Origin of the sequence: Roseovarius sp. A-2 (genome assembly GCF_002072155.1) — a bacterium.
In the GTDB taxonomy this organism is placed as follows: domain Bacteria; phylum Pseudomonadota; class Alphaproteobacteria; order Rhodobacterales; family Rhodobacteraceae; genus Roseovarius.
The window spans coordinates 123070-144002 of record NZ_BDIY01000002.1; the positions used below are offsets into that span (position 1 = coordinate 123070).

A 20933-nucleotide genomic window follows, 5' to 3' on the forward strand; every position below is an offset into this window, starting at 1 on the left:
ATGCGGCGCTGCGGCGAAACGCCCCTTTGCGGTGCGGGCGCGCGGTCATAGCTACGTGAATGAAACAGTCACCTTTCCATAAAGAGGCCGCTCATGACCCTGACAGAGACCACCACTGCGCATGACGTGCAACACGCCCATCACGACGCGGACGCGGCTGCCGTTGGCCCGATCCTGCTGAGCCTTGCGGTTTTCATCGCCGGGTGGGGAACGAGCATTGCGCTCTGGGGCATTCCGGGTCTTTATATTCCCGCGCTGGCGCTGGTCCCGGTGATGTGGGTGGTGCTGCTGATCATTTCGCGCGGCTGAGGTCGGCCGCGCGCCGGGGGAGGCGGACATGCCGCAGGCAGAGTATGACATCGTGGTTTCGGGCGGGGGCGTGGCCGGGCTTGCTGCGGCTTGCGTCTTTGGCAGCGCGGGGTTTTCCGTGCTCTGCGTCGATCCCGCGCCGCCGATCACGGCGCGCGACGCCGAGGGCTCGGATCTGCGCACCACGGCATTTCTGCAACCGGCGCAGGCGCTCTTGGACCGGGCCGGGCTCTGGGCCCGGCTTGAACCTCATGCCGCCGATCTACAGGTGATGCGGATCGTCGATGCAGGCGGAGAGGTGCCGGAGCCTCGTGTGATGCGCGAGTTCGACGCCTCGGACATTTCCGACAGGCCGTTCGGCTGGAACCTGCCCAACTGGCTGTTGCGGCGCGAGATGGTGGCGCATCTGGAAAACCTGCCTTCGGTCACTTTCCGCCCCGGCACCGGCACGACCACGCTTTTCACGCGGGAAAGCGAGGCGCGCGTCGGGTTGAGCGATGGCAGCCGGGTGCGCTGTCGGCTGGTGATCGCCGCTGACGGTCGCAACTCGCCCATCCGCGAGGCGGCGGGCGTCGAGGTCAAGACCACGCGCTACGGGCAGAAGGCGCTGGCCTTCGCGGTGACCCATCCGATCCCGCATGAGAATGTCTCGACTGAAATCCACCGCTCAGGCGGGCCGTTCACGCTGGTGCCGTTGCCCGATCACGACGGGCGACCCTCGTCCGCCATCGTGTGGATGGAGGAAGGGCCGGAGGTGGCGCGGCTGGCCGCCCTGCCAGTGGCGGCGTTCGAGGCCGAGATGAATACCCGCTCCTGTCACCTCTTCGGGCCGCTGACGCTGGCCTCGCGCCGCACGGTCTGGCCGATCATCAGCCAGGTCGCAGAGCGCATGTCTGCCGAGCGTGTGGCGCTGGTGGCCGAGGCCGCGCATGTGGTGCCACCCATCGGGGCGCAGGGGCTGAACATGTCGCTTGGCGATATGCGGGTGCTGCTGGAACTGTCCGAGGCGACGCCGGAGCGTCTGGGCGACCGTGCGATGCTCGAGACCTATCATCGCCGTCGGCATCTGGAGGTGCGCGCGCGGGTCACGGGCATCGACCTGCTCAACCGCGCCTCGATGATGCGCGCGCAACCCTTGCGCGACGCGCGGGCGACGGCGCTCGACGCGATCTATTCAATGGCCCCGGTGCGTAAGACGCTGATGCAGATGGGGCTCGGCGCGCGCGGTTGACGTGGCGCGCGTCAGCGCGACGCAGGGCCGAAAAGCGCCCCGGCAACCACCGCCGCCGCCGCGTCCCAGCCGGGCAGGGCAGCGGCGGCCCGCCGCGCCCCGGCGGCATGGCGGTCACGCAGTGCCGCATCGCCCAGCATCTGCCGCAGCGCCCCGCCGAACGCCGTGGCCTCCACGGGCGGCACCAGCAACCCGGCCTCTGGCGGCACCGTATCGGGCACTGCCCCCGCGCGCGTGCTGACGATCGGCAGGCCGTGCCCCATCGCCTCGGCAAATACGATTCCGTAGCCCTCGTAGCGGGTGGCCAGCGCAAAGATAGTTGCGCCCGCATAGAGCGTGTCGAGCCTGTCCTGCGGCACCTCGCCCGCGATATGGACGCGGTCCACCAGACCCAGATCCGCCCGCAGATCGGTCAGTGCGCGCGCCGTGTCGGGCTCATGCACGCGGCCCACGATCTCGGCCCGCCAGTCAAGGTCGGCGATCTGTGCAAGCGCGCGCAACAGCACGTCATGACCTTTGCGACGTGCAAGAATCCCGACCGAGAGGATAAGCGGCGGCGTCTCGGGCTTTGGCTCCGCGTGACCGGAGGGGGTGGCCCCCGGTTGCGCTACGCTGATCCGCTCCGACGCCACGCCATAGTCGGACCCGAGCAGCCGCGCGATATGCGGGCTGGGGACCACGATATGACGGGCGAGCGCCAGATTGGCGGTTTCGCGCGCGGCCATTGTGCGCGCCTGCGCGGCCTCCAGCCCCGGTTCCAGCGCCAGCGGATGATGCACCAGCGCCACTAGTGGCGCGCGGACCTGCGCAAGCCGCGCGCTGTCGAGCGCGCCATAGGCCAGCCCGTCGACCAGCGCGGGGCACTCCGCAGGCAGCGCCGCGAGGCGGTCCAGCGCATCGGCCATGTCGGCACCGGTGGGATGGGGAAAGCTCGCGCCAAGCGGCATAGGCTGCACGTCGATCCCGCGCGCGTGCAGCGCCTCGGCCAGCCGCCGGGCATAGAGATAGCCGCCCGTCACCGTCGTGATATCGCCGGGCACCGCGAAGGCCATGGCGCGCGGCGCAGTCATGCGGGATCTCGCGCGGCACAGAGGCGCGGCGCCAGAGCCGGTGCCAGATCGGCATTCACCGCGAGGAAAGAGCCCGAGCCGAGCACGCTCTGCCCCGGACGGAGCGGCAGGACCTGCCCGCCCGCCTCGGTGACCAGCAGCATCCCCGCCGCCACGTCCCAGGGTCCGAGATTGCGCTCCCAATAGGCGTCGAGCCGTCCGGCGGCGACATAGGCCAGATCGAGCGCCGCCGCCCCCCAGCGTCGGATCCCGGCGCAGTCGGGCATTAGCGCCTCGACCTCGCGCATGCAGTCGGGCAGGGCGGTCACGCGCCCGCCCGCTGGTACGCCGGTGGCCAGCAAGGCATGCCGCAGCTCTATCCCCTCGGAGACGTGGATCGCGGTGCCGTTCAACCAGGCTCTCTGACCCACCTCGGCGCTGAAGGTCTCGTGTTTGACGGGATCGTGGATCACCCCCGCGATCACCCGGTCGCCCTGTGCCAGGGCAATGGACACCGCCCAATGCGGCAGCCCGTGCAGGAAATTCGTGGTGCCGTCGAGCGGATCGACGATCCAGTGCAGACCGCCCAGATCGCCCGATGCGCCGGTTTCCTCGCCCAGCCAGCCGATCCCGGGGTGAGCGCTCTGCAACCGGTCGCGGATCAGCCTTTCCGCCGTCAAATCCGCGTCGGAGACGAAATCGCCCGCGGTCTTTTCCCGGCGTGACAGCGATGCGACCGTCGCAAAACGGTCGCGCAGGAGCGCGCCCGCCTCTTGCGCCACGCGGGTCATCAGGCGCAGGTCGTCGCCGCCCGGATCAACCGTCATGGCGCACCCGGTGGCAGAGCGTACCCGGAGCCTCGAGGATCGTGCCATAGTCGCGCGGCAGGTCCACGAACGCGCTTTCCCCCGAAATCAGCGTATCGAGCACCGGATCGTCGAGCAGGTGCAGCGCCATCCCGAGCCGTCTGCGGTGGCTCCAGCGGGCGGCGCGCTGCGCCGGGATGCGCCCGACCTGCGACGCGATCAGGCGCAGGCGCCTTTGATGGAACGCCCCGCCCAGGTTGACCGTTGTGGCGCGCGCGCCATACCAGCTTGCCTCGATCACCGTGGCCTCCTGCCCGGCAAGGGCCAACGCGGTCGCGAGCCCTGCATCGCTCGCCGAGGCATGGATCACCACGTCCGCCTCACCGGGGGCGTCGCCGGGCAGGGCAAAGTCGCAACGCAGGGCGTGGGCCAGTGCGGCACGCTCGGGCGCCAGGTCGATCAGGCAGGTCTCGGTGCCGGGGATGCGCGCCGCCAGATAGCCCGCGAGTGCGCCCACCGTGCCTGCGCCCACCACCGCCACCCGGTCGCCGGGCTGCACCTGCGCATCCCACAGGATGTTGAGCGCGGTTTCCATGTTGGCCGCCAGAACAGCGCGCGCCGGTGGCACGGTTTCGGGGACCGGCACGGCCATCGCGGCGGGGCAGGCGAAACGCGCCTGATGCGGATGCAGGGCAAAGACAACCTGTCCCGCCTGCGGACCTTGGGCGATACGGCCCACGGCGCTGTAGCCGTATTTGACCGGAAACGGAAAATCGCCCTCCTGCAGCGGTGCGCGCATGGTCCGGTATTCGCTTTCGGGGATCTGCCCCTCATAGACCAGCCGCTCGGTGCCCCGGCTGATGCCGCTGTAAAGCGTGTCGATCACGCAGCCATCCAGCCCCGGCTGGACACGGGACGCCCTGATCTCGGCGCGGCGCGGCGCGGTGATCCAGAGTGCGCGGCTCTCCTCCACAGGGCGCATCAGCCGTGCAGTGCTGCGGGTTGCGGCGCGGCATGCGGCCAGGCGCAGGCTAGCGCGCGCGCGCCTACCAGACAGTCGAACACCACGTCAGAGCCCAGCCCGTAGACCTGCGTCTCGGGGCGGCGCGCCTGCGCCAGCCGTGCCACGGGCCGCGTCGTCAGCCCCTGCGGCCCGGCCCCGATCAGTAGCGGTGCGACGGCGACATGCAGCCGGGTCAGCAGATCGGCCTCGAGAAAGCGGGCGATGGTGATGGCACCGCCCTCGACCAGCAGATGGCTGAGGCCCTTGTCGCGTAGCGCCGCGATGATCTGCCCCGGCGCGATCCAGGTGTCGCGCGGCAGGCGGATCACCTCGACGCCCTCGGGGCGCGGCACATCGACCGTCTGGATCACGATCCGGCGCGCGCCATCCTCGGCGAAAAGCCGCGCATCGTTGGGCAGGCGGCCCGACGGGTCGATCACCACGCGCGCCGGATTGTCGCCCGGCACCAGCCGCACGGTCAGGCGCGGATTGTCGTGCAGCGCGGTCTTGACGCCGACGATCACCGCATCGACCAGTGCGCGCATCCGGTGCAGATGCGCCAGCCCGTCGGGCCCCGAAACATCCGCCGCATCGCCCGAGACGGTGGCCACGCGCCCGTCAAGCGACTGGCCGATCTGCGCGGCCACATGGCCGCTGCCGGGGGCCGCGATCATCGCCCCGTAAAGCTCAATCGCCGCACGCTCGCCCGCGCTCCACTCGCCGCAGCACAGGCAGGACCGGCCTGCGCGGGTTGCGAGAATCCTCTCCCAGACCTTGGGGGTTACATCGGCATTGTGCATTCCGTACTCCGTTCGATGACGCCCTGCGCCCTGTGCGTGGCCCGGTCCGGGCCTGCCAACTCTACCCGAGATAGAGGTGGTTGTGCAAAAGTCATCCCCTAGCGGCCGGTGGCAGGGCCAGCAGGTCGAGATGGCCGATTTCCGCCCGTCCCTGCGCCAGCATGTCGTGCCGCGCCATGCGCCAGCCTGCGGCATCGGCACACCCGATCTCTTGCGCCGCCCCGGCGATGCCGTCCAGAAGCGCCGTCTGGAGTTGGGTCTCCTGCGGACCGAGGCGCCAGGGGCTCGGCGCGAGCTGGACCTCGAAGCCCTGCGCGCGCAACATCGCCGCCGCGCGTGGCGCGGCCTCGGGGCCAAGTGCCGGGCCAAAGCCCTTGTCGCCGCGCTGATGCGTGTTGAACCGCGCGCGGATCCGGGCATCACGCGGATCCTCGGGCTGCCAGCGCATCACCCCGTCATAGCTCAGCGCCGCGTAAAAACCGGTGCCATGCCGGGCCAGGCGCTCCGCCAGTCGCGCCAGCCATGCCTCCGAGACCAGATCGAGCAGCGCCGAGGCGGCGACCATGCGCACGCCCTTGAGGGGTAGCCCGCCCACCTCGGCCAAATCGCCGCACAACAGCGCCGCCTGCGGATGGCGCGCCCCGGCATGAGACAGCAGCGCCGGGTCATTGTCGAGAAACCGCCAGTCGCAACCCGCCGCCCCCGCCGCCGCAAAGGCGCGCGCCGTGGCCCCGGTGCCGCATCCCAGATCGAGCACGGCTCCGCCCCCGGCCAGCTCGACCGCGCGGGTCAGGAGGCTCGCGTCGCGCGCCCGCAAATCCGCCGGTTCGCGCAAATCCAGCCAATGGGCGTCGAACCCCATCTCAGAGATCGGCCTCGTACCAGCCGCGCGCGACATGGCTTTCATGCAGCGTCACGCGTATCTTGCGCAGCCGCCCGCCATCGCCAAGCCCGTCGGACGTGGCGACGTTGCGCAACGCGCTCCAGATATGGTGGCAGAGAAATTCGGTGGTGGTGAACTTGCCCGCGAATTCCGGCTTGTCGTCGAGATTGCCGTAGCGCAGCGGGGCCAGAGCCGCCGAGAGCGCCTCGGTCGCCAACCCGATATCGACGACAAGCCCGTGATCATCCAGGTCTTCGGTGAAAAACGCGGCATCCACGACGAACGTGGCCCCGTGGACGCCCTGCGCCGGGCCAAAGACCGGCGAGGGCAGGGAATGTGCGATCATGATGTGATCACGGACTTCGACGGCAAACATGGGCGTTTCCTTCAATGACTGTCGCAAGATAGCTATCATGGCCCGCCAGAGGGTCAAGCCGCGCGACAGGACCCGCGGTTCCCGGCACATGCACGAAGAATTCATTGGACCAGGGCGGGCAAGACCTTACTTGATGGTGACCGAACGTGATCAGGCCGGTCAGACCGGCACATCTGGAGAGACAGTTGAGCAGACTCACGACCGATCAGGACCATCGAAGCACCGACCTGTCCGAAGGCCGGGCCATAGCCGCGCGACGGCGGCTGGTGCTTGGCCTGAACGCCACGACCGTGCTCGGGCTCTTTGCGGTTATGGTGTCGTTTTTTGCCCCCTCCGGCATCTCATGGTCCGAGGCGGCGCTGCTGATCAGCTTCTCACTCACCCTGCCGTGGCTGTCGATCGGGTTCTGGAACAGCGTGCTGGGCCTGCTGCTCGACCTGCGGTATGGCGCGCGGGCGGCAACGCATGTGACACCTGCGCTGTCGCGGGTGACCGGGGATGAGCCGCTGACCGCGCGGGTGGCCATCGTCATGCCCCTGCGCAACGAGGACCCGGACGCCTCCATCGACCGGCTGCGGCGGCTTGAGGCCGAGATCGCGCAAAGCCAATGGGCCGGGCGCTTTTCCTATCACGTGCTGAGCGACACCGACGCGCCGGGCATCGCGCTCAAGGAAGAGGCGCGCGTTGCCCAATGGCGCGCGGCGCGGCCCAATGCGCGGATCCAGTATCGCCGCCGGACCGAGAATACCGGCTATAAGGCGGGCAACATCGCCGAATTCCTGCACAGTGCCGGCGGCGAAAGCGATTTTTTCCTGCCGCTCGACGCCGATAGCGAGATGGGGGCCGATACGGTCTTTCGCCTGATCCGGGTGATGCAGGCCAGCCCCGGGATCGGGATGTTGCAAAGCCTCGTGACCGGGCTACCCTCGCGCACTCTTTTTACCCGCGCGTTTCAGTTCGGAATGCGCCACGGGATGCGCTCCTTCACCCTCGGCTCGGCCTGGTGGCAGGGCGATTGCGGGCCGAACTGGGGCCATAACGTGCTGATCCGCACAGCACCGTTCCGCAGCCATTGCATGCTGTGCGAATTGCCCGGACGCGGGCCGCTTTCGGGCCCGATCCTGAGCCACGACCAGCTAGAGGCGGTGCTGATCCGGCGTGCGGGCTATGAGGTGCGGGTGATGGCCGAGGAAAGCCAAAGCTTCGAGGAAAACCCGCCGAGCCTGGTGGATTTCATCCGCCGGGAATTGCGCTGGATGAACGGCAACCTGCAATATCTGCGCCTGCTTGGCATGTCGGGGTTGAAACCGGTGAGCCGGATCCAGCTGGTGCTGGCGATCCTGATGTATGTCAGCGCGCCCGCCTGGATGGCGTTCATCCTGATCGGGGCGGCGATGGTGGCCGTACCCGGCCAGTTGAACGCGGTGCCCCCCGCCCACGGGCTTGCGCTCTTTGCCACGATCATCACGCTCAGCCTCAGCCCCAAGATCATGGGGCTGGCGCAGGTGCTGGCCCGGCCAGAGCGCCGCGCCGCCTATGGCGGGGGTGCGAGGGTGGCCATCGGCGGGTTGATCGAGATGGCGTTTTCGATGCTGACCGCGCCGATCGTGGCGCTTGCACTGACACGTTTCGCCATCGGGCTCCTCTTTGGGCAGCGCATCGGTTGGAGCGCGCAGCAACGCAGCCGCGACCGGCTCGAATGGCAGGAGGCTGCCCGCGTGCTCTGGCCGCAGACGCTGATCGGGCTGGCGCTTGGCGGGTGGTTCGCGGTCTTTGCGCCCTGGGCGATGATCTTCGGGGCTCCCATTGTGCTGTCGCTTGCCTGCGCGATCCCGATTGCTGTAGGCTCGGCCATGCCGGGGGCGGGCCGCTGGTCGCGGCGCATCGGCCTTTTCGACATCCCCGAAGACCGCGCGCCCGCGCCACATCACGCTGTGCACGCCAACACCGCCTGACACGGGAGGACCGACCATGACCCGACAGACCCTGACCGCCGCCTGCGCCTTCGTCGCCCTGAGCCTGCCGCACAGCGTGCAAGCCGAACCCGCGACATGGGCGATCGACCCCGAACATGCCGTAGTCGCCTTCACCATCATGCATGCGGGCTATGCCAAGGTGCTGGGCCGATTTTCCGAGATCGAGGGGCAGTTCACCTATGACCCCGAGACGCAAGAACTGGGCGAGGTGAGCGCCACCATCGGCGCGCAAAGCGTCGATACCGACCACGAGAAGCGCGACAATCACGTCCGATCGCCCGATTTCCTCGATGCCGAGGCGAATCCGAAGATCACCTTTCTCGGCACCGGCAGCACGCCCGAAAACGAGACAACCGGCACCGTCACCGGCGATCTGACCATTCGCGGTGTGACCCGGCCCGTGACCCTCAACGTGACGCTCAACAAACGCGCCGATTATCCCTGCTGCCACGGCAAGGAGACGCTCGGCATCTCGGCCGGTGCCGAGATCCTGCGCTCCGAGTTCGGCAGCACCTATGCCTTGCCCGAATTCGTCGGCGACGCGGTGAGCATTATCCTTGAATTCGAGGCGATCCGCGCGGAATGATCGGATTTTCTGTCTTTGGTGCCGGATCCGAAATGTGGAAATTCAGGCATTTTTATAAATAATACCAAGCTATCCGGCGAATAATTTGACAAATACCGATCTTGGGTCGCTATGACCCGCTCGGCGTGCGCCGCCCGAAAACCCGGCGCAGCGCGCGCCATTGACTGATTGCCACACCGCCCAGAATGAGCGCCATCGCCGCCAGCAGGCTCGGAGGCAGCGGCTCGAACAGCACCACCGCGCCCAGAATGACCGACCACACCGGCACCATATAATTGACCAGCCCGAAAAAGCTCGGCCCGGCCTCGCGATTGACCTGAACAAGCAGCAACTGCGCCACGCCGGTGGGCAGGATACCGAGATAAAGCAGGGCAAGAAAGCTCTTGATACTCAGCGAATTTGGCAGCCCTTCCTGAACCAGCGCATAGGGCAGGATGATCACCGCCCCGATCAACAGCACCGTCGCTGACAGTGCCAGCCGGTCCACCTCGGGGCAGAGCCGCGCGGCGATGGTGCCCATGGCATAGCAGCCCGCGACCCCCAGGCAGGCCAGCCTTGCCAGGGATTCCATGTCCTTGCCGGTTGATGCGAATGCGTCAGGGCCAATGAGGACGACCACCCCGACGGTTCCCATGACAAAGCCCGCCAGCTTGCGCAGGCTCATCTGTTCTCCGGGCACCAGGACATGCGCCAGCGGCAGGATCAGGAGCGGTACCGCCGCCATGCAGACCCCGGCAAAGCCCGAGGCCACCGATTGCTGCGCCCAGGACAGCAGGGAAAATGGAACCACATTTGAAAACACCGCCATGAAGGCCGCAAAGGCCCAGATTTTGCGCCCCGTGCGTTGGCGTGGATCGGGCAGGGACCGGCCTTTCAACCGCATCAGTGCAAGCAGGAAAACCGCCCCCAAGGTGATCCGCGTCGCGGCGATGAGCAGCGGCCCGGTGTCGCGCAGCGCCACCGAGATGAACATGAACGACGCCCCCCAGATCAGCCCGAGCGCGCCGATCCGGAGGAAGTTTATGGGTGCGATTTCAATGATTTAAGAAACCTCAATCTACGGCCGATACCCCTGTGACCGGATGCTCCGGTTGACGGGACGGCGCAGCAAGCGCAAAAACCGAAGAGCGGCTTAAACCCGCACAGGCTCCCGGGAGCCCCGTAAACAAGACGTGATCCGGCCCATGCCCTGGGCCGGATCGGGCTTTATGAGCCGAGACTCAGTTCTTTTCGCGATCCACCATCTTGCCCGCGCTGATCCACGGCATCATGCCGCGCAGCTTTTCGCCGATTTCCTCGATCTGATGCGCATCGTTCATCCGGCGGGTGCCCTTGAAGAATGGCTGACCAACGGCATTTTCCGTCATGAAATCACGCACGAACTTGCCGGTTTGGATGTCGTGCAGGATCGCCTTCATCTCTTTCTTGGTCTGCTCATAGGGCAGAACGCGCGGCCCGCTGACATATTCGCCATACTCGGCCGTGTTCGAGATCGAGTAGTTCATGTTGGCAATGCCGCCCTCATAGATCAGGTCGACGATCAGCTTCACCTCGTGAAGGCATTCGAAATACGCCATTTCAGGCGCATAGCCGGCCTCGACCAGCGTCTCGAAGCCCATGCGGATGAGTTCCACCAGACCACCGCAAAGTACCGCCTGCTCGCCGAAAAGGTCGGTTTCGCATTCCTCGCGGAAGTTGGTTTCGATGATGCCAGAGCGCCCGCCGCCGATGGCCGAACAGTAGGAAAGGCCGATTTCCAGCGCCTTGCCGGAGGCATCGTTGTTAACTGCCACGAGGCAAGGCACGCCGCCGCCCTTGACGTACTCGCCGCGCACCGTGTGACCGGGGCCCTTGGGGGCCATCATGATCACGTCGACACCCTCTTTCGGCTCGATCAGGCCGAAATGGATGTTGAGGCCATGCGCAAATGCAATCGCCGCACCGGGCTTGATGTTGTCATGCACATATTTGCGATAGGTCTCGCCCTGCAGCTCATCCGGCATGGTGAACATCAGCAGGTCGCACCAGGCCGCCGCCTCGGCGATGCCCATAACCTTGAGCCCTTCGCCTTCGGCCTTCTTCGCCGAGGCCGAGCCTTCGCGCAGCGCGACGACAAGGTTCTTCGCGCCTGAATCCCGCAGGTTCAGCGCATGGGCATGGCCCTGGCTGCCATAGCCCAGAATGGCGACTTTCTTGTCCTTGATCAGGTTGATGTCGCAGTCACGATCATAATAGACGCGCATGGCGTTCTCCTCTTTGCTTGACTGGCGTCAGGATAGGCCGGTGTGGCAGATTAGGGGATCAAATGCGATTTATTTTCCTCCGTTGCCGTGATAATCATTCATCATAATGCGATATGGATAAAATTTCATGCTCGACGATACGGATCGGCGCATCCTGCGCCACTATCAACACGCTCCCCATCTTGGCCCGGCAGAACTGGCAGAACTTGCGGGCGTGACCCCCGCCACCTGTGCGCGTCGGCTTGACCGGATGTTTACGACCGGCGTGATCCGCGCCAATCGCGCGGTGATCGACTGGCGCGCGCTTGGCTACGAGGTTGAGGTGAGCTTGCGCGTCACCCTCGACAAGACGCAGGTCCGCGCCTTTGACGAGTTTCTGGAGGCTGCGAGAAACGTGCCGGAGGTCATTGAAATACAGACATTTCTTGGCCGTATCGATCTGCGCCTCTCGGTCATCGCGCGCGACATGGCGCATTATCAGGACCTTTACCGCCGTGCCATCCTGACCCTGCCGCATATCGCCGATGTTGAGGCGCTGATGCATGTGGCGCGGATCAAGTCTGACGAGGTGTTGCCGGTATGATCGAGATGGACACCACCGACCGGCTGATCCTGCGCGCGCTGACACAGGACGCCACCCAATCGGCAAGTGCCATTGGTCGCCGTCTTGGCCTGTCGCAGCCCGCCGCGTGGCGACGTATCCGCAAACTGCGCGACAGCGGCGTCATCAAGGCGCAACGCCTTGACCTCGATTACGAAAAACTGGGCTTCGGCGTCACGGTCTTTCTTGGCGTGAAGCTGGCCACCAAGGGCCGGGTCAGCCTGGAGGATTTCGAACGCGCGGTTTCGGCCATCCCCGAGGTGCAGACGGTCGAGCATATCCTTGGGCTTTACGACTACCGGCTGCGCGTCGTGGCGCGTGACATCTCGGATTTCGAGCGGGTGTTGCGTCGCCGGATTATGACCCTGCCGGGGATCGGCAATGTCGAGGCGAACGTGCTTTTGTCGGAGGAACGCCGCCCCGGACCGATCGGCTGAGCCGCGGGGCTGGACATCCCAGCAGGCTCGCGGCACTCTGCAAGCAACCCAATCGGAGACACCCCATGACTGCCCTTCTCGACCATGTCGATCCCGACGGCCTTTTGGAATATTCGGTCGTCTTCACCGACCGTTCACTCAACCATATGAGCCAATCATTCCAAGCGGTTATGCGCGATATTTCATCTATGCTGAAAGATGTTTATGCGGCTGATGCTGTGGCGCTGGTGCCCGGTGGCGGTTCTTACGCGATGGAATCCGTGGCGCGGCAATTCGGGCGCGGCGCGCATGCCCTGATCGTGCGCAACGGCTGGTTCTCGTTCCGTTGGAGCCAGATTTTCGATGCGGGCCAATTCACCTCCGACACCACTGTCTGCATGGCCCGTCAGACCGGCAATGGCGCGACCACGCCCTTTGCCCCAGCCCCCATCGAAGAGGTTGTGGCGAAAATCCGCGAAGCCAAGCCGGATGTGGTCTTTGCGCCGCATGTGGAAACCTCCGCCGGGTTGATCCTGCCCGACGACTACGTGACGGCCATGGCCGAGGCCGCGCATGAGGTGGGCGCGTTGATGGTGCTCGACTGTATCGCGAGCGGATGCGCCTGGGTGGACATGAGGGCCACCGGTGTCGATGTGCTGATTTCCGCGCCGCAGAAGGGCTGGTCGGCCTCGCCCTCGGCCGGTCTGGTGATGCTGTCGGCACGTGCCCTGGAGCGGCTGGGCGAGACTACCTCGGACAGTTTCGCGCTCGATCTCAAGAAATGGCGCGCGATCATGCAAACCTATGAGGACGGCGGCCATGCCTATCACGCCACCATGCCCACCGACGCGCTGCGCGCGTTCCGCGACACGATGATCGAAACGCGCGATTACGGGTTTGAAAAACTGCGGCAGGCGCAGTGGGAACTGGGCGACGGCGTGCGCGCGATGCTCAAGGCGCGCGGCGTAACCTCGGTTGCCGCCGAGGGTTTTGGCGCGCCGGGCGTCGTGGTCAGCTATACCGACGACCCGGATATCCAGAGCGGCAAGAAATTCGCCGCCCAAGGCATGCAGATCGCGGCGGGCGTGCCGTTGCAGGTAGGCGAGCCCGAGGGCTTTCGCACCTTCCGACTGGGGCTGTTCGGCTTGGACAAGCTCTATGACGTCAAGGGCGCGCTTGGGCGCCTCGAAACGGTGCTCGATCGGGTCTTGTAGGCCGCAGCCGCGTCACGGCATGGCGAGATCGACCCAGACCGGCCGGTGACGGCTGGCGGCGGGCGCGCTTTCCTCTGTCAGCGGCCAGTGGACGCCCGCATCGCTGACCCGCAGATCGCGCGACGGCAGGATATAGGAGACGCGCAGCGGCCCGGGGCCGGGGGGTGGCCAGTCGACGGTGTGCAGGCGCGGATCGCCGGACTTGCCTGGGGCGAGGGCGGCGGGGCCGCGGCGCATCGGGCGCGGGTCTTGCAGACGCGGATCGGCGAGCAGGGCGCGGATTGCCCCCCGCCGCCCGTCACTGTCGTTCGGATCGAGATTGGCATCGCCCATCAACACGAACCGCGCCTGCGGTGCTGGGCCGAACGCCCCGTCGAGAAAATGCTGCCAGAAGCGGAGTTCATCGTGATTGCGGCGCCCGTTGGCATCCTCCGGCCCGTCGAACACCGGCGGTGTGGCGTGAAAAACCATCAGGGTGAGCGGTCCGTCGGGCAGCATCAGCGGCACCACCCAATGCCCGGTATAGGACAGGCGTTGCGCTGATCGCGCCTCGGCGGAGGGGAAGGGCGTGCCGTCGTCCCGCACGGGCAGCAGTGCGCCGGGCAGGTCACGCCACAAAAGCGCGCTGAAATCCTGCACGGCGTCACGGTCGATGGGGTAACGCGACAAGAGCGCCATGCCGCCCTGACCGGAAAACGCGCCATACCCTTGGGCGTCGCGCGCGTCGCAGCAGCGCCCGTCGCCATCCATGTCACGCCCCGAATAGAGCCCGCTATTGGGGCGCAGCGCCAGGATATGCGGATAATGCGGCCCGTCCCGCGCCAGCCGGTCGCGCAGGGCGCGCATCGCGTGCAGGTCGCGGTCGTGATCGACCTCCTGCAAGAGCAGGATGTCGGGGGCGAGACGCGCCACCACCTCTGCGATGGTGGCAATCTGCGGATCGGTGTCGCGCAGGATGTCGCGCAGCAGCAGGCCCGGCCCCCGTCGCTCCAACTCGACATTCCAGGTGACGAGGCGCAGGGTCTCGGCGGTTGCGGGCAGGCAGAGGCAGGCAAGCGCGAGGCAGAACGCGATCAGGCGCGTTGCAGCCCCTTGGCCTCGGGGGCGTCGGCGGCATAGGCGCGTCGGCGCTTGTCCTCGATCATGTCGGCGATGCGGCTCATGGCGATGCCGCGCATCAACATGCTGGCGGGAAGAAAGGCCCATGCTGTCAGCGTCCAGATCAGGGTTTGCGGATTTGCGATCGAGATCGGCGCGATCATGTTGGAGGCCGTGTTGACCGCTGCCGGAATCAAGAATGGCAGCAAAGCCCCTAACACAACGTTAAGACCGGCATCCCGGCGCAGGCGATGCAGCACGTCGCCGCCGCCGGTGGGGTCGAAGAGCGGCAGGTTGACCCAGACATTGAACGCCCCGGTGCGCGTCGGCCAACCCAGCAAGCGCACCACCGTGAGAAAGACCAGCATCATCGCCAGCGAGACGGAATAAGCCAGGCCCGCCGTCATGCGTACGGTCGCGACAAGGGCGGCATCGGCATCGGCGGGAATCATCAGCAGGACAAGGCGCACCGGGGAATAGGGGAAATCCACGAGCTCGCCCAGACCCCGCGCCAAGCGGGTCAGCGCCACGGTCCCCACCGAGGGATCGCCCTGGCCGCGCAGGATCAGCGAGAGCGCGATGAGAATAGTGGTAAGCGCGAGGAACCGGATCCGGTTGAAGGGCGGCGCGAAGCGGAATTCGATGATGCTGGGATAGGCTCCGTAATACTCGATGAAGGTCATGAAGCCCGCGATAAAGGAGAGCACGATCACGATTTGCGCCGTGTCTAGTGCCGTGGACGGCACTAGAAGCGCCGGTGTCGCCACCATCAACGCAATCAATATGGCCCGCGCCAGCGCACCAGGGACATGTGAGAACACTGCCCGTTCCCTTCCACCTTGGCCGACCGCGATCCGTCGCCGCGGCCTTGTTCCACCTTTATCCCGCGCTTTATGGCGGGTTGCCTCAATTCCGCCCAATTTTTGCCTACTTTCACTCTCGACCACAAGGATTTGGTGAATCAGACGAAAGATATTGGGCGAATTGAAGGTGTAACTGGTGCAGGATTACATCATAGTTGCGTCAAGAATGCGGCATAAACCCATGTAAAGACAGCATCTTGTGGTCTGGTTGTTTTTGGACACAAGTCGCACGGGAATCCGAAAACGCCGCAGGGCGGGCCTGCGGCGTTGTTTTGTGCCGTTGGGTCAAGCGTCAGACCCAGGGGCGGGTCTCGGCGGCGCGGGCCTCGAAGGCGTCGATGGCGTCGGCCTTGGCGAGCGTCAGGCCTATATCGTCGAGCCCTTCCAGCAGGCAATGCTTCTTGAACGCATCAACCTCGAAGCTGAACACCTGACCCTCGGAGGTCGAGACGGTCTGCGCCTCCAGATCGATCTCGATGCGCGCATTGGCGCCCTTCTCGGCCTCTTTCATCAGCACCTCGACCTGCTCCTGCGGCAGGGCGATGGGCAGGATGCCGTTCTTGAAACAGTTGTTGTAGAAGATGTCGGCATAAGACGGCGCGATGACGCAGCGGATGCCGAAATCCTTGATCGCCCAGGGGGCATGTTCGCGGCTTGACCCGCAGCCGAAATTATCGCCCGCGACCAGAATCTGCGCCTCGCGGTATTGCGGCTTGTTGAGCACGAAATCGGGGATTTCATTGCCGTCATCGTCATAGCGCATCTCGTCGAAGAGATTGACGCCCAGCCCCGACCGCTTGATCGTCTTGAGGAATTGCTTGGGGATGATCATGTCGGTATCGACATTGATCAGCGGCAGGGGCGCGGCGATGCCGCTGAGTTTCTCGAACTTTTCCATCATATCATCTCCCGAACATCCGTAAGCCGACCAGTCACCGCCGCCGCCGCCGCCATGGCGGGGCTCATCAGGTGGGTGCGCCCGCCGCGGCCCTGGCGGCCCTCGAAATTGCGGTTCGATGTGGCCGCACAACGCTCGCCCGGTGACAATTGATCGGGGTTCATGGCAAGGCACATGGAACAGCCCGCAAGGCGCCATTCGAACCCGGCCTCCTTGAAGATATCGGCCAGCCCCTCTTCCTCGGCCTGTGCCCGCACGAGGCCCGAGCCCGGCACGATCATGGCACGCTTCACGGCGATCTTCTTGCCTTTCAGGATCTCGGCGGCGGCGCGCAGATCCTCGATCCGGCCATTGGTGCAGGAGCCGATGAACACCGTGTCGATCTCGACCTCGCTCAGTTTCTGCCCCGGCTTGAGACCCATGTAGTCGAGCGCGCGACGGACGGCATCGACCTTGCCGCCGGCGAAGCTGGAGGGATCGGGGACCTCGGCGTCGATCGGCAGCACGTCCTCGGGGCTGGTGCCCCATGTGACGACGGGGGCGATCTCTTCGCCCTTCAGGGTGACGACCTTGTCCCAATGCGCGTCATCGTCGGAATAGAGCGTTTTCCACCAGTTGAGCGCAGCCTCCCATTGCGCGCCCTTGGGGGCGTGGGGGCGGCCCTGGACGTATTCAAACGTCTTTTCATCGGGCGCGATCAGGCCCGCGCGCGCGCCGCCCTCGATCGCCATGTTGCAGACAGTCATGCGGCCTTCCATCGACAAATCGCGAATGGCCTCGCCGCAATACTCGATCACGTAGCCGGTGCCGCCTGCGGTGCCGGTCGCGCCGATGACCGACAGGGTGATATCCTTGGCGGTCACGCCGGGGGCCAGTTTGCCGGTGATCTCGACCTTCATGTTCTTCGATTTGGTCTGGATCAGGGTCTGGGTGGCCAGCACATGCTCGACCTCCGAGGTGCCGATACCATGTGCCAGCGCGCCGAAGGCGCCATGCGTGGCGGTGTGGCTGTCGCCGCAGACCACGGTCATGCCCGGCAGGGTCCAGCCCTGTTCGGGGCCGACGATATGCACGATGCCCTGTCGGATGTCGTTCACCGGATAATAGTGAATGCCGAAATCCTCGGCGTTCTTGTCGAGCGCCTCGACCTGGATGCGGCTCTCGGGGTTCTCGATCCCCTTCACCCGGTCGGGGGTGGTGGGCACGTTGTGATCGGGCACGGCGATGGTCTTGTCGGGCGCGCGCACGGTGCGGCCCGCCATGCGCAGCCCCTCAAATGCCTGCGGGCTGGTGACCTCGTGCACGAGGTGGCGGTCGATATAAAGAAGGCAGGTGCCGTCCTCGGCCTCATGGGCGAGATGGGCATCCCAGATCTTGTCATAAAGTGTCTTGGGGGACATGCGTCCTCTCCCGTTTTGCTGGTGGCTACTTCAGATATGACGGTTGCGCGCGCGGCTCAGGCCCGCGCGGTTATGCTGCACATCGCCCCGAAAAACCGCCAGGGCAGGCGGGCGCGATCGTCCATGTCGAAAATCCGTGTCATGCATCGCAGATACAGTGCCGCCGCGGCGCTATCAAGAGGCAGCGCCGTGCAAAACAGGGGCATCCTCGCGCCGCTGTTTCTTTTTGGCGGAAATACTCCGGGGGTGTCGCCCATCGGGCGACGGGGGCAGCGCCCCCATGCCCGGCCCGGTCTCAGGGTGCGTCGGCGATTTCGCCGGTCAGCGTGAACAGCCGCTTTGGCCCGCCCGCCGGTTCGATCTTGAGATGGCCGACACCGCGCAGCCCGGCGAATCGGCCGGTGCCGTTGACCAGTTCCCAGAACCCGTCATCATGCAGCACGGGCTTGTCCTCGCCCTTCATGAACACGGCGCGAACGGTGAATTTGATAATTGCGACATCGCCATTTTCGACCGCAAAGCGCAGATAGCCCTGCGGATCACCGGCATGCGGCGGGTTGATGTCGTGCCAGCCGAATTCGGTGACATTGGCCCCGGCAAGCAGTCCGTCGCCTTCCGAGACACCCTCGCGGCGCACCGCAAGCACGAAATGTTTCGATCCGTCGCCCATCTCGAAGCGCATCTGTTCCTGCGGGTCCAGAACCGTGCTGACCGCGACCGGGGCGGCGAGGGCTGGGGCCGCCGTCAGCAGGGCGGTCGCGCAGGCGGCAAGATATTTGGTGAAAGTCATTTGCAGGTCTCCTGAAATATATCCTGGGCCAGCGGGACAATTCGGCTGGCAAGCGGCACGGTCACATGCGGCTGCCATCCGCTCAACGACTGTTTGGTTTCAGGTGGTCACATATACGTGCAAATATCGTGATGTATGCAGGCGTGTAGGTCAATCCGGGGCGAGCATGTAGCCCTCGCCGCGCACGGTCTGCAGGTAGCGCGGCTGCTTTGGGTCGGCCTCGATCTTGCGGCGCAGGCGGGTGATCTGCACATCGACGGCGCGTTCCTGCGCCTGTCCGCCATCACGGCCCAGATCCTCGACCAGCCGCGCGCGGCTGACCGCCTGACGCAGGTTCTCGGCGAAGATCCGCATCAGCTGCACCTCGGTCGCGGTGAGGCGGATGGGCGCGCCCGCGCGGCTGAGTTCGGCCCGTTCGATGTCGTAGCGCACCGGCCCCATCTGCACGATCTTGGGCTGGGTCGGCTCGGGTTCCGGTTCGGGCATGCGGCGCAGAATGGCGTTGATCCGCAGCAGCAACTCCTTGGGCTCGAACGGCTTGGGCAGGTAATCGTCTGCCCCGGCCTCCAGCCCTTCGATACGGTCGGGGGTTTCGCCGCGCGCGGTCAGCAGCAGGATCGGCGTGTCATGGGTTTTGCGGATCGCGCGGGTCAGTTCTACGCCGCTTTCGCCCGGCATCATCACGTCCATCACCAGCAGGTCGAAGTCGAGCCCGCCGAGAAGCCGCCTTGCATGCGCCGCGTCGCGCGCGACGGTTACAAGAAAGCCATGTCGCAACAGGAACTTGCGCAAGAGATCGCGAATGCGCTCGTCATCATCGACGATCAGAAGGTGCGGCGCCGGCTCGCTCATGTGTCACTCTCCCGGATGGCATGGTAGCGGCGGCGCATGTCCGGGTCCATCATCGCCTCGAGGACGCGGCGAAAGCCCGCAACCGATTGCGGACCGGCGGCGCGATAGGCGGCGCGCATGCGCGCGCGCTGCGCATCCGACAGCTTGCGTTCGAGCGCCGCGCCGTCCCCTGTCAGGGTAAGATGGCGCTCGCGCTTGTCGGTGGTGCCGACGCGGCTCTCGACCAGACCGTCCTCAATCAGGGTCCGCAGCACGCGGTTGAGCGATTGCTTGGTGACGCCGAGAATGGCCAGCAGGTTGTTGACCGTGGTGCCGGGGCTGCGGGCGATGAAATGAAGCGCGCGGTGATGCGCCCGGCCATAGGCCATGGTGGCAAGGATGCGGTCAGGGTCGGCGGTGAAGCCGCGATAGGCGAAGAACATCGCCTCGATCCCCTGACGCAGTTGCTCGTCGGTCAGGAAAAGCAGGTTCTCGCCGCCCTGTAATTCGGCCATGACACCGCTCCGTTCACAAATCACGCGCTTTGGCTTCACATTAAGTCAGCTTTATTGACATTCCAAGGGCAAACTGGTAGCGAATCGCAGATTTCGCGCAATTTTATGTCCGACGCGGACGTATTGCGCGCAACAAATGAAAATATGCGCAAAGGAGACGCAAGATGTCTGGCTATGGTGATCGCGATGGCAAGATCTGGATGGATGGCACGTTGGTCGAGTGGCGCGATGCCAATGTACATATCCTGACCCATGCCCTGCATTACGCAAGCTCGGTCTTCGAGGGCGAGCGCTGTTATGACGGCAAGGTGTTCAAAAGCCGCGCCCATTCTGAACGGCTGCTGAAATCGGGCGAGTTGATGGATATGCCGATCCCCTACACAGTGGACGAGATCGAGGCCGCCAAGGCCGCCGTGCTGGAGGCCAACGGCCTGAGCAATGCCTATGTGCGGGTGCTGGCGTTTCGCGGCGCGGGCGAAGACATGGGTGTTGCCGCCGCGCGCAACCCTATCCGGATGGCGGTGACCGCCTGGGAATGGGGCAACTATTACGGCGATGCCAAGATGAAGGGCGCCAAGCTCGATATCGCCAAGTGGAAGCGCCCGAGCCCCGAGACGATCCCGGTCGCGGCCAAGGCGGCGGGGCTTTATATGATCTGCACCATGTCCAAGCATGCCGCCGAGGCCAAGGGGTGCTCGGATGCGATGTTCCTCGATTATCGCGGCTACGTGGCCGAGGCGACGGGCGCCAACATCTTTTTCGTCAAGGATGGCGAGGTGCACACGCCGCTGGCCGACGCGATCCTGAATGGCCTCACGCGGCAGACGGTGATCGGCATGCTCAAGGACCGTCAGGTCAAGGTGCATGAGCGCCACATCATGCCTGAGGAGCTGGAAGGCTTCGAGCAGTGCTGGCTGACCGGCTCGGCGGCCGAGGTCACGCCGGTCGGGCAGATCGGCGATTACAGTTTCGAGGTGGGCGCGATGACGCGCGACATGTCGGCGGCCTACGAGGCGCTCGTGCGCGCCTGATCGGGGCCCTGGCC

At 65.6% G+C, this 20933-nt stretch carries 23 protein-coding genes; 8 read left to right on the forward strand and 15 right to left on the reverse strand.

Annotated elements, in window-relative coordinates:
- The first annotated feature begins 93 nt into the window (after positions 1-93).
- Positions 94-309 carry a hypothetical protein gene (locus BHD06_RS03905; RefSeq protein WP_080455688.1) on the forward strand — a complete coding sequence of 72 codons (216 nt, stop codon included), beginning with the start codon at positions 94-96 and terminating at the stop codon, positions 307-309.
- Between the two features lie 28 nt (positions 310-337).
- Complete coding sequence (locus tag BHD06_RS03910) at positions 338-1540, forward strand: UbiH/UbiF family hydroxylase (RefSeq protein WP_080455689.1); 1203 nt, start codon at positions 338-340, stop codon at positions 1538-1540.
- A gap of 11 nt (positions 1541-1551) precedes the next feature.
- Here BHD06_RS03910 and BHD06_RS03915 read toward each other — a convergent pair whose 3' ends face one another.
- The 6 genes from BHD06_RS03915 to BHD06_RS03940 form a co-directional block, all read right to left on the reverse strand.
- Positions 1552-2610 (reverse strand): glycosyltransferase family 4 protein, encoded by a 1059-nt coding sequence (locus BHD06_RS03915; protein ID WP_176214273.1) that lies wholly within the window; start codon positions 2608-2610, stop codon positions 1552-1554.
- A complete protein-coding gene (locus BHD06_RS03920) occupies positions 2607-3416 on the reverse strand; it encodes an inositol monophosphatase family protein (protein WP_080455690.1) in 810 nt (269 codons plus the stop codon). Before BHD06_RS03920 ends, BHD06_RS03915 begins: the two co-directional genes overlap by 4 nt.
- The gene (locus BHD06_RS03925) at positions 3406-4377 is read right to left on the reverse strand and encodes a zinc-binding alcohol dehydrogenase (RefSeq protein WP_080455691.1); all 972 of its coding nucleotides are present in this window, start codon (positions 4375-4377) and stop codon (positions 3406-3408) included. Before BHD06_RS03925 ends, BHD06_RS03920 begins: the two co-directional genes overlap by 11 nt.
- Positions 4377-5198: a RibD family protein gene (locus tag BHD06_RS03930; RefSeq protein WP_080455692.1), complete on the reverse strand. Its 822-nt coding sequence runs from the start codon at positions 5196-5198 to the stop codon at positions 4377-4379. The genes BHD06_RS03925 and BHD06_RS03930 overlap by 1 nt, the downstream gene beginning before the upstream one ends.
- 91 nt (positions 5199-5289) lie before the next feature.
- Positions 5290-6105, reverse strand: coding sequence for a methyltransferase domain-containing protein (locus BHD06_RS03935; protein WP_254892304.1), 816 nt, complete (start codon positions 6103-6105; stop codon positions 5290-5292).
- Positions 6062-6457, reverse strand: a complete 396-nt coding sequence (locus tag BHD06_RS03940) for a 6-carboxytetrahydropterin synthase (RefSeq protein ID WP_080455693.1) — start codon at positions 6455-6457, stop codon at positions 6062-6064. Before BHD06_RS03940 ends, BHD06_RS03935 begins: the two co-directional genes overlap by 44 nt.
- 146 nt (positions 6458-6603) lie before the next feature.
- On the opposite strand from BHD06_RS03940, the gene mdoH reads away from it, so the two are divergent.
- Both mdoH and BHD06_RS03950 read left to right on the forward strand, forming a co-directional pair.
- Entirely contained in the window at positions 6604-8412 is a 1809-nt protein-coding gene (gene mdoH, locus BHD06_RS03945) for a glucans biosynthesis glucosyltransferase MdoH (RefSeq protein WP_254892305.1), read from the forward strand.
- Positions 8413-8428: 16 nt separating this feature from the next.
- Positions 8429-9019: a YceI family protein gene (locus BHD06_RS03950; protein WP_080455695.1), complete on the forward strand. Its 591-nt coding sequence runs from the start codon at positions 8429-8431 to the stop codon at positions 9017-9019.
- Between the two features lie 109 nt (positions 9020-9128).
- Here the strand turns inward: BHD06_RS03950 and BHD06_RS03955 are convergent, their stop codons facing one another.
- Positions 9129-10061 (reverse strand): DMT family transporter, encoded by a 933-nt coding sequence (locus BHD06_RS03955; RefSeq protein ID WP_080455696.1) that lies wholly within the window; start codon positions 10059-10061, stop codon positions 9129-9131.
- A 178-nt stretch (positions 10062-10239) separates the two neighbouring features.
- Complete coding sequence (gene ilvC, locus BHD06_RS03960) at positions 10240-11262, reverse strand: ketol-acid reductoisomerase (protein WP_080455697.1); 1023 nt, start codon at positions 11260-11262, stop codon at positions 10240-10242.
- Positions 11263-11389: 127 nt separating this feature from the next.
- Here ilvC and BHD06_RS03965 point away from each other — a divergent pair, with 127 nt between their 5' ends.
- The 3 genes from BHD06_RS03965 (at position 11390) to BHD06_RS03975 (ending at position 13493) form a co-directional block, all read left to right on the forward strand.
- Positions 11390-11845 carry an Lrp/AsnC family transcriptional regulator gene (locus BHD06_RS03965; protein ID WP_080455698.1) on the forward strand — a complete coding sequence of 152 codons (456 nt, stop codon included), beginning with the start codon at positions 11390-11392 and terminating at the stop codon, positions 11843-11845.
- Positions 11842-12300 (forward strand): Lrp/AsnC family transcriptional regulator, encoded by a 459-nt coding sequence (locus tag BHD06_RS03970; RefSeq protein ID WP_080455699.1) that lies wholly within the window; start codon positions 11842-11844, stop codon positions 12298-12300. Before BHD06_RS03965 ends, BHD06_RS03970 begins: the two co-directional genes overlap by 4 nt.
- 65 nt (positions 12301-12365) lie before the next feature.
- Positions 12366-13493 (forward strand): aminotransferase class V-fold PLP-dependent enzyme, encoded by a 1128-nt coding sequence (locus tag BHD06_RS03975; RefSeq protein ID WP_080455700.1) that lies wholly within the window; start codon positions 12366-12368, stop codon positions 13491-13493.
- 12 nt (positions 13494-13505) lie between these two features.
- On the opposite strand, the gene BHD06_RS03980 is transcribed toward BHD06_RS03975, so the two are convergent.
- From BHD06_RS03980 to BHD06_RS04010, 7 genes are all read right to left on the reverse strand, one after another.
- The gene (locus BHD06_RS03980; protein WP_254892321.1) at positions 13506-14570 is read right to left on the reverse strand and encodes an endonuclease/exonuclease/phosphatase family protein; all 1065 of its coding nucleotides are present in this window, start codon (positions 14568-14570) and stop codon (positions 13506-13508) included.
- Positions 14567-15412: a hypothetical protein gene (locus BHD06_RS03985; RefSeq protein ID WP_139784627.1), complete on the reverse strand. Its 846-nt coding sequence runs from the start codon at positions 15410-15412 to the stop codon at positions 14567-14569. Before BHD06_RS03985 ends, BHD06_RS03980 begins: the two co-directional genes overlap by 4 nt.
- A gap of 334 nt (positions 15413-15746) precedes the next feature.
- Positions 15747-16352, reverse strand: a complete 606-nt coding sequence (leuD, locus tag BHD06_RS03990; RefSeq protein ID WP_080455702.1) for a 3-isopropylmalate dehydratase small subunit — start codon at positions 16350-16352, stop codon at positions 15747-15749.
- Positions 16352-17752, reverse strand: coding sequence for a 3-isopropylmalate dehydratase large subunit (gene leuC, locus BHD06_RS03995; RefSeq protein ID WP_080455703.1), 1401 nt, complete (start codon positions 17750-17752; stop codon positions 16352-16354). Before leuC ends, leuD begins: the two co-directional genes overlap by 1 nt.
- Positions 17753-18047: 295 nt before the next feature.
- Complete coding sequence (locus tag BHD06_RS04000; RefSeq protein ID WP_080455704.1) at positions 18048-18542, reverse strand: hypothetical protein; 495 nt, start codon at positions 18540-18542, stop codon at positions 18048-18050.
- 150 nt (positions 18543-18692) lie between these two features.
- The gene (locus BHD06_RS04005) at positions 18693-19394 is read right to left on the reverse strand and encodes a response regulator (RefSeq protein ID WP_080455705.1); all 702 of its coding nucleotides are present in this window, start codon (positions 19392-19394) and stop codon (positions 18693-18695) included.
- On the reverse strand, positions 19391-19888 hold the full coding sequence (locus BHD06_RS04010) for a MarR family winged helix-turn-helix transcriptional regulator (protein WP_080455706.1): 498 nt from the start codon (positions 19886-19888) through the stop codon (positions 19391-19393). The genes BHD06_RS04005 and BHD06_RS04010 overlap by 4 nt, the downstream gene beginning before the upstream one ends.
- Before the next feature lie 164 nt (positions 19889-20052).
- On the opposite strand from BHD06_RS04010, the gene BHD06_RS04015 reads away from it, so the two are divergent.
- Positions 20053-20919 (forward strand): branched-chain amino acid aminotransferase, encoded by an 867-nt coding sequence (locus BHD06_RS04015; protein ID WP_080455707.1) that lies wholly within the window; start codon positions 20053-20055, stop codon positions 20917-20919.
- Positions 20920-20933 lie beyond the last annotated feature (14 nt).